The sequence below is a fragment of the Streptomyces sp. NPDC056347 genome, assembly GCF_042262625.1.
In the GTDB taxonomy this organism is placed as follows: domain Bacteria; phylum Actinomycetota; class Actinomycetes; order Streptomycetales; family Streptomycetaceae; genus Streptomyces.
On the sequence record NZ_JBHJQP010000023.1, the window covers coordinates 15,970 to 27,639 of the forward strand.

Consider the following 11,670-nt stretch of genomic DNA (forward strand, 5'->3'; position numbering starts at 1 on the left):
CCCGAGGAAGGCTCGACGCCGCATGATCCTGCTCCTGTCGACGTCCGACACCGACCTGCTCAGCGCCCGCGCATCGGACGGCCCGGTTCCCTACCGCTACGCCAACCCCTCCCGCCTTCCGCTCCAGGACCTCCCGGAACTCCTGGACGGCGCCGACCTGGTCGTGGTCCGCCTCCTCGGCGGAGTACGGGCCTGGCAGGACGGGCTCGACCAGGTGCTCGCCACCGGCCGCCCGGTCGTCGTCCTCACCGGCGAACAGGCCCCCGACGCCCAGCTGATGGCCGCCTCCACCGTCCCCGTCGGCATCGCCGCCGAGGCCCACGCCTACCTGGCCCACGGCGGGCCCGCCAACCTGGACCAGCTCGCCCGCTTCCTCTCCGACACCGTGCTGCTCACCGGGCACGGCTTCGAGCCGCCCGCCCCGGCCCCCTCCTGGGGCCCGCTGGAGCGCACCGCACACCGCACCGACGGCCCCGTCGTCGCCGTTCTCTACTACCGCGCCCACCACATGAGCGGCAACACCGCCTTCGTCGAGGCGTTGTGCCGGGCCGTCGAGGAGGCGGGCGCCCGCCCGCTGCCGCTGTACGTCGCCTCGCTGCGCAGCCCCGAACCCGAACTCATCGAGGCGCTCCGCGCCGCCGACGCGATCGTGACGACCGTCCTCGCCGCGGGCGGCACCCGCCCGGCCGAGGCATCGGCGGGAGGTGACGACGAGTCCTGGGACGCGGGCGTCCTCAGCGGCCTCGACGTCCCCATCCTCCAGGCCCTCTGCCTGACCGGATCGCGCACCGACTGGGAGGACAACGACGAGGGCGTCTCCCCGCTCGACGCCGCCAGCCAGATCGCGGTGCCCGAGTTCGACGGCCGCCTGATCACCGTTCCCTTCTCCTTCAAGGAGATCGACGAGGACGGGCTGCCCGCCTACGTCGCCGACACCGAACGCGCCGCCCGCGTCGCCGGGATCGCCGTGCGCCACGCTCGGCTGCGCCACATCCCGGCCGCCGAGAAGCGGATCGCGCTGGTGCTCTCCGCGTACCCGACCAAGCACTCCCGGATCGGCAACGCCGTCGGGCTCGACACCCCCGCCAGCGCCGTCGCCCTGCTGCGCCGGCTCCTCGAGGCGGGCTACGACTTCGGTACGCAGGAGATCCCCGGCCTGGTGTCGGGCGACGGCGACGAGCTGATCCGCGCGCTGATCGAGGCGGGCGGTCACGACCAGGAGTGGCTCACCGAGGAGCAACTGGCCCGCAACCCCGTCCGTATCCCGGCCGCCGACTACCGGCGCTGGTACGCCACGCTCCCGGCCGAGCTGCGCGAGGCCGTCGAGGAGCACTGGGGCCCCGCCCCCGGCGAGATGTTCGTGGACCGGTCCGGCAACCCGGACGGCGACATCGTGCTCGCCGCCCTGCGGTTCGGCAACCTTCTGATCCTCATCCAGCCGCCGCGCGGCTTCGGCGAGAACCCGATCGCGATCTACCACGACCCGGACCTGCCGCCCTCGCACCACTATCTCGCCGCCTACCGCTGGATCGCCGCCCGCGCCGACGACAACGGTTTCGGTGCCGACGCGATGATCCACCTCGGCAAGCACGGCAATCTGGAGTGGCTGCCCGGCAAGAACGCCGGACTCTCCGCCGCCTGCGGCCCGGACGCCGCGCTCGGCGACCTCCCGCTGATCTACCCGTTCCTGGTCAACGACCCCGGCGAGGGCACCCAGGCCAAGCGCCGGGTGCACGCCACCCTCGTCGACCACCTGGTGCCGCCGATGGCACGGGCCGACAGCTACGGGGACATCGCCCGGCTCGAACAGCTCCTGGACGAGCACGCCCAGATCGCCGCGATGGACCCGGCGAAGCTCCCGGCGATCCGCGCCCAGATCTGGACCCTGATCCAGGCCGCCAAGCTCGACCACGACCTCGGCGTCGAGGGCCGGCCCGAGGACGAGGGCTTCGACGACTTCATCATGCATCTGGACGGCTGGCTCTGCGAGATCAAGGACGTCCAGATCCGCGACGGTCTCCATGTCCTCGGTGGCGCCCCCCAGGGCGCTGACCGGGTCAACCTCGTCCTGGCGATCCTGCGGGCCCGTCAGATCTGGGGCGGTACGGCCTCGTTGCCGGGGCTGCGGGAGGCGCTGGGGCTCGACGAGTCCGCCGCGACCCGGATCACCGCCGACGAGGCGGAGGAGCGGGCCCGCGCGCTGGTCCAGGCGATGGAGGACGCGGACTGGGCGCCGGAGGCGGTCGCCGAGGTCGCGGCAGGGCAGCCGGAGGCGGTCGCCGACATCCTCGCCTTCGCGGCCCGCGAGGTGGTGCCGAGGCTGGCCGCCACCACCGCCGAACTCGACCACGCCCTGCACGCGCTGGACGGCGGGTTCGTGCCCGCCGGGCCTTCCGGCTCCCCGCTGCGCGGCCTGGTCAACGTCCTGCCGACCGGCCGCAACTTCTACTCCGTCGACCCCAAGGCCGTGCCCTCGCGCCTCGCCTGGGAGACCGGCCAGGCGCTGGCCGACTCGCTGCTGGAGCGCTACCGCGCAGACAACGGCGACTGGCCCACCTCGGTCGGCCTGTCCCTGTGGGGCACCAGCGCCATGCGGACCGCGGGCGACGACGTGGCGGAGGCCTTCGCCCTGCTCGGTGTCCGGCCGGTGTGGGACGACGCCTCGCGCCGGGTCACCGGACTGGAGGCGATCGCGCCCGCCGAACTGGGCCGCCCCCGCATCGACGTCACCCTCCGCATCAGCGGCTTCTTCCGCGACGCCTTCCCGCACACCATCGGCCTCCTGGACGACGCGGTCCGGCTCGTCGCCTCCCTGGACGAGCCGGCCGAGCAGAACCACGTACGCGCCCACGCCCAGGCCGACCTCGCCGCGCACGGCGACGAGCGGCGCGCCACCACCCGTATCTTCGGCTCCCGCCCCGGCACGTACGGTGCCGGTCTGCTCCAGCTCATCGACTCCCGCGACTGGCGCACCGACGCGGACCTCGCCGAGGTCTACACGGTGTGGGGCGGCTACGCCTACGGGCGCGAGCTGGACGGCCGCCCGGCCCGCGAGGAGATGGAGACCGCGTACAAGCGGATCGCGGTCGCGGCCAAGAACACCGACACCCGCGAGCACGACATCGCCGACTCGGACGACTACTTCCAGTACCACGGCGGCATGGTGGCCACCGTCCGCGCGCTCCGGGGCACCGCCCCGGAGGCGTACATCGGTGACTCCACCCGCCCCGAGACGGTCCGCACCCGCACCCTTGTCGAGGAGACCTCCCGGGTCTTCCGGGCCCGGGTGGTGAACCCCAAGTGGATCGAGGCGATGCGGCGCCACGGATACAAGGGCGCCTTCGAACTGGCCGCCACCGTCGACTACCTCTTCGGTTACGACGCGACGACCGGTGTGATCGCCGACTGGATGTACGACAAGCTCACCGAGACGTACGTCCTCGACCCGGTCAACCGGGAATTCCTCCAGCAGGCCAACCCCTGGGCCCTGCACGGCATCGCCGAACGCCTGCTGGAGGCGGAGTCGCGGGGCATGTGGGCCAAGCCCGACCCGGCGGTCCTGGAAGCGCTGCGCCAGGCGTACCTGGAGACGGAGGGCAGCCTGGAGGGTGAGGACTGACGGGATGGCCGGGCCGCCGGACGGCGGCCCGGCCGCCCCGCCCCGTCCCGACGGGGACGGAGTCACTCATTCCGATCTTGGGCATAGTGTCGCCCGTCGCGTGGAAGCGATCCTGGCATGACCGAAAGCAACAGCCCTCGTATCGCCATGCCCCGGATCGTCGTGCTGGGGGTACAGCGCACCGACCCGCCCTTCCGTCTGGTGGAGATCGACGGGGAGGTCGTCGGCGAGGCGACGTCGATGCTGGACGTACTCGCCATCGCCTCGGCCGCCGGAATCCGCATCCACGACCTCGACGATCCCGGTGTGGTGCGCTGGGTGGGCGGCGACAAGCTCACCTGGCGGACGCACTGAGCACCGGCGGGCGGCGCGGGGCCCGCCCGGCCGCCACCTCGAACTGTTCTCCCTCGTACTGACGTTTCGCTGACGTTTCGCTGACGTTGTGCGTGCGGCCCCGCCGTACCGGGGCCGCACCTGGGACAACGGCGCTTACGGCCTCAGGCCAGCGACGCCGCGCGGTCCGGATCGATCGCGTGCGCGAAAGGCAGGTCATGTATAAAGCGTCGGAGTTCGTCGAGCACAAGCTCTCCGAGACGATGACGTTCGGCCCCGAGGGCACCACCGATGTGGGGTGTCAGGACCACGTTGGGAAGGGTGAACAGTGGCGAGTCATGGGCGGGAGGCTCCGGATGCGTGACATCGAGTACGGCGGTGAGGTCGGGCCTGGCGCGCAGGACCTCCGCCGCGGCGGCCTCGTCGACGAGTGCGCCGCGCGCGGTGTTGATCAGGGTCGCCCCCGGGGTCATCGAGGCCAGCAGCCGGGCCCCGACCGAGCCGCGGGTCCCGGGCAGCAACGGGGCGTGCAGGCTGACGACATGGCTGGTGGCGAAGAGCTCCTCGATGCCGACCAGCCGGACGCCGGCCTCCCGCGCGGCGCCCGGGGAGGCGAGCGGATCGGTGGCCAGTACCTCGACGTCGAAGCGGCCGAGGTGGGAGGCGACCAGACGGCCGATGTGCCCGAGCCCGAGCAGGCCCACGCGTGACCGGTAGGCGCCCGGCACCCGGGGGTCGGACGGGAAGCGGCGGGCGCTCGCCATCTCCCGGGTGAGGCGGTGCGTGTGCTTGAGCCCCAGCAGGACCTGGGCGAGGGTGAACTCCGCCACCGGTACGGCGTTGGCCGAGGCGGCGGAGACGATCGGTACCTCGCGCGCCCAGAACTCGGGCGTGGTCAGGTGCCGTACGGAGCCCGCGGCCACGAGGACCGCCCGCAGCCGGGGGGCGTGCGACAGGAAAGCGGCGTCCAGGACCGGCGCGCCCCAGCCCGTGAGCAGGACCTCGACCTCGCGCAGCGCGTCGGGAGCGGCATCGAGCTGCTGCCGCGTCAGGGGCGGCGCCTGCAGCCGGGCGAGGCGGCCGATCTCGGCCAGGACGTCGGGGGGGTAGACGTCCGCCCTGCGCTCCTCCTCCATGACCAACAGGGCGGTGGGTCGGTGTGCCGGCTCGTTCATGGCGATGTGCTCCTCGGCTCTGCGCGGACGGGCCGTCAGCGGACCGGCCCATGACTTCTGATCGGTTGCGTAGGGAAATGTCTGATCGGATGGTGAAGATTGGCGTGGCTTGTTCATTGCCATGACTGATGGATGTGCAGCACGATACATCGGATGATTGAGAAGACCTCGGATGAGATCTGATCGTCCGATCGTCGCGGCTGCCGTACTGATCGCGTCGGAGTGTGGTGGGAGGGCAGCAGGAGATCGTTGCCGTAGGCAGCTAAATTCCCCTGTCACCAGGTGTTTTCATGCGGAGGGGCAGGCTTCTTCGGGTTCTCGCTCCGGCGATGGCCAGTAGTGAGCCGGTGCGGCCGGTGGCGTGTTCATCTTCGCGAGACTTTGCATTCATCGGACTATTGACCACGGATTCGGACCCCGTTAGCGTCCGAGCAAGCGCTTTCCAGGCCAGCTGTGATGCGGCGAAAACAGGAGTTGTCATGCAGAGATCGCGGTGGATCGGTGCGGGTGTTCTCGCTTCCGCACTGGTCCTCACCAGCTGTAGTTCCGGGCCTGCGGGAGTGGATGCCAAGCAGAACCCGAAGGCACCGCTCGAACTGTGGACCCGGACGACACCGGGCGGACCGGGCGAGCAGGGCGCGCTCAGGCTCGCCGCCGCCTTCGAGAAGTCCACCGGCTTCAAGGTCGAGGTCACGGCGATCTTCGACGACTTCGAGACCAAGCTCCAGCAGCGGGCCGCGCAGAAGAACCTCCCCGACATCGTCATGAACGACGTGACGCAGCTCGGTGCCATGCACAGCCAGGGCCTGCTGCGGGAGATCGACCTGGACAAGCTCAAGAACGGCAAGGAGGTCGTCGGCCAGGGCCTGGACTCCGGCAAGAGCGTGGACGGCAAGCAGTTCGGCCTGCCGTACTCGGCCCAGGCCTCGGCCCTCCTCATCCGCAAGGACTGGCGGGAGAAGCTGAAGCTGGATGTCCCGGCGAGCTGGGACGACTTCGCCGCCATGGCCGAGGCGTTCACCACCAAGGACCCCGACGGCGACGGCAAGAACAACACGTACGGCCTCGCCGCCCCGCTGTCCACCAAGCGCGGATACGCCTCCTGGTACTTCTCCAACTTCCTCTGGGCGGCGGGCGGGGACTTCATCACCGACACCGGTGGCGGGAAGTACAAGCCGGCGATGACCACCGAGGAATCGGTCCGGGCCGTGCAGTGGTTCCGCGACCTCGGGTGCAAGAAGAAGGTCATCCAGCCCGGCGCCGTGACCATGGAGACGCCGCCCACCAACGAGACCTTCGAGGCCGGCCGGACCGGCATGTTCGTCGTCGGCCCGTACCTGCTGCCCCGCTTCGACGAGACCCTCGGCAAGGACAAGTACGAGGTCGTCCCGATGCCCAAGGGGCCCAAGGACGCCACCGTGCTCGCCGAGGGCGGCTCCGTCTACCTGATGGCGGGCTCCGAGAACACGAAGGGCCAGGACGCCTTCGCCGACTTCGCGCTCTCCGCGGAGGGCCAGAAGACCGGCATGGAAGGCGAGACCGGCTTCACCGTCCAGCTCCCCGTCAACAAGACGGTCGACATCTCCCAGGTCCGCCCCGACCCGCGCTGGAAGACCTACGCGGACATCTACCAGGACTCCGGCCGCTACGCGCCGTCCATCCCGAACTGGACCCCGGTGCGGCAGACCACCGCCGACGCCGTCAACGCGCTGATGGCCGACTGCGACCTGGACACCGCCACCAAGCTCAAGGCGCTGGACAAGCAGCTCGCCGACATCCTCCAGGAACAGGGAATCGCCGCGTCATGAGTCTCGACCAGGCGGGCCCGGCCACCCTGCCCACGGCCGGGCCCGCCCCCCGCAAGACGCGCCGCGCGGCCGGCGGGTCCGCCGGCCGCCGCGGGCACAGCCCCCGCTCCGGCCGCCGGTGGACACCGTGGCTCTTCCTGGCCCCGGCCCTGCTGCTCTTCCTGTACTTCAAGTTCATCCCCATGGTCAGCGCCCTGACCATGTCCTTCCAGGACGTCCAGCCCTACCTCGGCAACAGGTGGGTCGGCACCGACAACTACGCCACGGTGCTCCAGTCCGACGGCTTCCGCGAAGCCGCCTGGCACACCGTGGTCCTGGCCGCCGGACAGACCGCCGGATCGATGGCCCTCGGCCTGGTCCTCGCGCTGCTGATGGAGGGCCAGGGACGGCGGCTGGGGTTCGTACGCTCCGCCGCGTTCCTGCCGGTGGTGGTGCCGATCGCGGTCGTCGCCGAGCTCTGGCGGATCATGTACCACCCCAGCTCGGACGGCATGCTCAACTCCCTCCTCGGCCTCGTGGGGCTGGGGCCCTCCGGATTCATCAACGACCCCGACTCGTCGATGGCCTCCATCATGGTCACCGGCATCTGGCGGGGCGCCCCCTACGACATGATGATCTTCCTGGCCGGTCTGACCAGTGTGGACCGGGGCCTGTACGAGGCCGCGAAGGTGGACGGCGCCTCCCGGTTCCAGCGGGTCTGGCACGTGACGGTCCCCGGACTGCGCTCGGTCTTCTCGATCCTCTTCATCCTCGCCGCCATCCGCGGACTGCGGGTGTTCACCGAGGTGTTCCTGCTCACCAACGGCGGACCCGACGGGTCCACCGAGGTCGTGATGACCCTGATCTACAAGCTCGGGCTGGAGCAGAACCGGCTCGGCGTCGGCGCGGCGGGAGCCGTCCTGCTGTTCCTCGCGACGCTGGTCCTGACCGTCGTCGTCCACCTGCTGCGACGGAGAGAGAGCAAATGAACGGGCCGACCGAGACCGCGCTGGGCCTGACCGAGAGCCGGAGCCCCGGCGGGCGGATCCTGAAGGCCGTCACCTACCTGCTCGTCCTGATCGTCTTCGCCGGGCCGCTGCTCGCCCTGCTGGTCAGCGCCTTCAGCCAGGTCAAGGACCCGACACAGCTGAGCGTCATCCCCTCCGGCGCCACCCTGGACAACTTCGAGGTCGCCTTCGACCAGGGCGTGCTCGGCTACCTGCTGAACTCCTTCTTCGTGGTCGGCTTCGGACTGCTGCTCCAGGTGGCCGTCTCCGTCCTGGCCGGATACGCCCTGGCCCGGAAGGTCTTCCCGGGGATGACCCTGGTACTGGTCGCCATCCTCGCCACCCTGATGCTGCCCGAGGAGATCCTGGCCCTCCCGCTCTCCGTGATCCTGTCCGACCTCCCGGTCGTCCGCTTCAACCTCATCGGCACCCTCGCCGGAATGATCGTCCCGCTCGGCGCCTGGGGATTCTCCATCCTGGTGATGACCGAGTTCATGAAGGACGTGCCCCGGGAGCTGGAGGAGGCCGCCCGGATCGACGGCGCCGGAGACCTGCGCATCTTCGCGCAGATCATCCTCCCGATGTGCAAGCCCGCGCTCGGTGTCATCGGAGTCTTCGGCTTCACCATGATCTGGGACCAGTACCTGCTGCCCCTCCTGGTCTCCACCGACTCCTCCTCGTACACCCTCCCGCTGGCGCTGCGCACCCTGCGGATCGACCCCTCCGTCACCCCCGGCGTGGTGATGGCCGCCTCGCTGCTGGCGCTGCTGCCGTCCGTGATCGTCTTCCTCTTCTTCCAGCGCTCCTTCGTGCACGGACTGTCCTCCGGCGCACTGAAGGGCTGACCCGGCGGCGCCCCGCCCCGACCGACCCGTACCGCCCGCCCCCTTTGCCAGCGCACCGGACCCCCGCCGGGCGCCGACGACAAGGAACGATGCCCATGCCCCCGAGCGCCGAGACCCCCGCCGCACCCCAGACCCCCGACACCACCTGGTTCACCACCGACCGGTTCGGCATGTTCGTCCACTGGGGCCTGTACGCGCTGCCCGCCCGGCACGAATGGGTCAAGAACCGCGAGAAGCTGACCGACGAGCAGTACCAGGTCTACTTCGACCACTTCGACCCCGACCGCTACGACCCCGCCCAATGGGCCAGGGCCGCCAAGGCCGCCGGGATGCGGTACGTCGTGCTCACCACCAAGCACCACGACGGCTTCTGCCTCTGGGACAGCGCCCTCACCGAGTACAAGGTCACCAACACCCCCCACGGCCGTGACCTCGTCGGCCCCTTCGTCGAGGCGTGCCGCGCCGAAGGGCTCAAGGTCGGCTTCTACTACTCCCTCATCGACTGGCACCACCCGTCCTTCCCCGTCGACGGCACCCACCCGCAGCGCGACGACGAGGAGTTCAAGGCCGCCAACGCGGACCGCGACATCCGCGACTACCAGCGCTATCTGCACGGCCAGGTCCGCGAACTGCTGACCTCCTTCGGACGCGTCGACTACCTCTTCTTCGACTTCTCCTACGAAGGCCGCATCTGGTGGGGCGGCAAGGGACCGGCCGACTGGGACTCCGCCAAGCTGCTGGAGACCGTCCGCGAACTCCAGCCCCACATCCTGGTCAACGACCGGACCGGCCTGCCCGGCGACTTCATCACCCCCGAGCAGTACCAGCCGTCGGGCCCCATGACCAAGGACGGCCGCCCCGTCCTGTGGGAGGCCTGCCAGACCCTCAACGGCAGCTGGGGCTACGACCGCGACAACCTGGACCACAAGAGCGCCGACCTGCTGATCCGGATGCTCGTCGACGGCGTCTCCAAGGACGGCAACCTGCTCCTCAACGTTGGCCCGACCGGGCGCGGCGACCTCGAACCCCGCGCCGTCGCCGTCCTCGAATCGATCGGCCGCTGGATGGACCTGCACGAGCGCGCGGTACGCGGCTGCGGCCCCTCCCCGTACACCGCACCCCCCGAATGCCGCTACACCCAGCGCGGGGACCGGCTCTACGTCCACCTGTTCGCCTGGCCGCTGCGCCACCTGCACCTGCCGGGACTCGCCGGCCGGGTCCGCTACGCCCAGCTGCTCAACGACGCCTCGGAGATCGTCCGGGTCCACATCGACCCCGACCGGCCCGCGCAGAACACCGAGATGGGCGGCCAGCCCGCCGGAACGCTCACCCTCGAAATCCCCGTCCAGCGCCCCGACACCCCCGTACCCGTCATCGAGCTGTTCCTGGACACCCGGGCCGAACCGGCCGCCGGCTGAGACCGGCACGGCCCGCGAACCACCACCACACTCACGGAGGCACCATGCAACGCCGCACGTTCCTCATGGGTACCGCGGCGGCCGGGGCGGCACTCGCCGTCACCGCCACCAGCGGCCTGTCCATCGCGAACGCGGCCCCGGCCCCGGCCGCCGTCGCCTCGCTGGACGAACTCCGGGCCGCGATCGACCGGGCGAAGCCGGGCGACCGCATCGTCCTGGCGGACGGCCGGTACACCGTCCCGTCCGACCGGCCGATCACCGTCCGGAACAAGCGGGGCACCGCACACGCCCCGCTCACCATCACCGCCCAGACCCCCGGCGGCGTCGTCCTCGACGGTGAACAGGGCTTCGTCCTCGACGCCTCCAGCCACATCACCATCAGCGGCTTCTCGTTCCGCCAGAGCACCACCCTGGACCTCCCGCCGAACTGCTCGCACATCAGGCTCAGCCGCAACGACTTCCAGCTCGCCGACATCGAAGGCCTGCACTGGCTGATGGTGCGCGCGGACGACAGCACCATCGACCACAACCACTTCCACGGCAAGTCCACCCTCGGGATCTACCTCGGCGTCGAGGGCGCCGGAACGGAGGAGATGGCGCAGCGCGTCCACATCTTCCGCAACCACTTCTCCGACCACACCTTCCCCGGCGACAACGGCGGCGAGCCGATCCGGCTCGGCGTCAGCCCCCGCGCCCTGTCCAGCGCCCACGCCGTCGTGGAGTACAACCTGTTCGAGCGCGCCAACGGCGACCCCGAGGCCATCTCGGTCAAGAGCTCGGACAACATCATCCGGCACAACACCATCCGCGACAGCTTCGGCGGCATCGTGCTGCGCCACGGCAACCGCAACCGGGTGGACTCCAACCACCTCCTGTCCGGCACGGAGGGTGTCCGGATCTACGGCAACGACCACGTGATCGTGAACAACCACCTTTCCGGCCTGGCCGGACGGGCCATGGTGATCGGCAGCGGCTCCGAACGCGACCACCTGCCCGGCGAGACCCCCGAGGCGCGTCGCGGCAACGACGCACCCGACCGGGTCCTCATCGCGTACAACACCCTGGTGAACAACAACGGCACCCTCTCCGGCGAGAGCCACCGGCCCCACGAGCCGCGCGACGTGACCGTCGCGGACAACCTGTTCGTCGCGGACTCGGGCGCACTGGTGGAGATGGCGAACACCGTACGGTTCACCTGGACCGGCAACATCCTGTGGGGCGCGGCCGGCGACGGGAACATCCCGGCCGGCGGCTTCACCCGCACCGACCCGAAGCTGGTGACGGGAGCGGACGGGGTCGCCCGGCTCGCCCCGGACAGCCCGGCCATCGGCGCGGGCACCCTGCGGCACCCGCCCGTCACCCACGACATCGACGGCGATCCGCGCGGCCGCACCCGGGACGTCGGCGCGGACCAGTACGCGAAGCGGGCGCCCCGGACCCCGCCGCTCACCCCGGCCGACGTCGGCCCGCTCGCCCGCTGACCCGC

General features: G+C 70.7%; 8 protein-coding genes. 7 read left to right on the forward strand and 1 reads right to left on the reverse strand.

The genetic code is table 11. From position 1 onward, the window contains the following. The first annotated feature begins 22 nt into the window (after window positions 1–22). Window positions 23–3,619: a cobaltochelatase subunit CobN gene (gene cobN / locus ACFCV8_RS08530; RefSeq protein WP_376684529.1), complete on the forward strand. Its 3,597-nt coding sequence runs from the start codon at window positions 23–25 to the stop codon at window positions 3,617–3,619. Window positions 3,620–3,736: 117 nt separating this feature from the next. Further along, window positions 3,737–3,973, forward strand: a complete 237-nt coding sequence (locus ACFCV8_RS08535) for a hypothetical protein (RefSeq protein WP_376684530.1) — start codon at window positions 3,737–3,739, stop codon at window positions 3,971–3,973. 143 nt (window positions 3,974–4,116) lie between these two features. Here ACFCV8_RS08535 and ACFCV8_RS08540 read toward each other — a convergent pair whose 3' ends face one another. Next, window positions 4,117–5,127: a hydroxyacid dehydrogenase gene (locus tag ACFCV8_RS08540; protein ID WP_376684531.1), complete on the reverse strand. Its 1,011-nt coding sequence runs from the start codon at window positions 5,125–5,127 to the stop codon at window positions 4,117–4,119. A 479-nt stretch (window positions 5,128–5,606) separates the two neighbouring features. Between ACFCV8_RS08540 and ACFCV8_RS08545 the strand changes: the two genes are divergently transcribed. The 5 genes from ACFCV8_RS08545 (at window position 5,607) to ACFCV8_RS08565 (ending at window position 11,665) form a co-directional block, all read left to right on the forward strand. Beyond that, window positions 5,607–6,935, forward strand: coding sequence for an extracellular solute-binding protein (locus ACFCV8_RS08545; protein ID WP_376684532.1), 1,329 nt, complete (start codon window positions 5,607–5,609; stop codon window positions 6,933–6,935). Then, on the forward strand, window positions 6,932–7,903 hold the full coding sequence (locus ACFCV8_RS08550) for a carbohydrate ABC transporter permease (RefSeq protein WP_376684533.1): 972 nt from the start codon (window positions 6,932–6,934) through the stop codon (window positions 7,901–7,903). Before ACFCV8_RS08545 ends, ACFCV8_RS08550 begins: the two co-directional genes overlap by 4 nt. Next, on the forward strand, window positions 7,900–8,766 hold the full coding sequence (locus ACFCV8_RS08555; protein ID WP_376684534.1) for a carbohydrate ABC transporter permease: 867 nt from the start codon (window positions 7,900–7,902) through the stop codon (window positions 8,764–8,766). Before ACFCV8_RS08550 ends, ACFCV8_RS08555 begins: the two co-directional genes overlap by 4 nt. 95 nt (window positions 8,767–8,861) lie before the next feature. Beyond that, on the forward strand, window positions 8,862–10,184 hold the full coding sequence (locus ACFCV8_RS08560) for an alpha-L-fucosidase (RefSeq protein WP_376684535.1): 1,323 nt from the start codon (window positions 8,862–8,864) through the stop codon (window positions 10,182–10,184). A 44-nt stretch (window positions 10,185–10,228) separates the two neighbouring features. After that, the gene (locus ACFCV8_RS08565) at window positions 10,229–11,665 is read left to right on the forward strand and encodes a polysaccharide lyase 6 family protein (RefSeq protein ID WP_376684536.1); all 1,437 of its coding nucleotides are present in this window, start codon (window positions 10,229–10,231) and stop codon (window positions 11,663–11,665) included. Window positions 11,666–11,670: the final 5 nt, after the last annotated feature.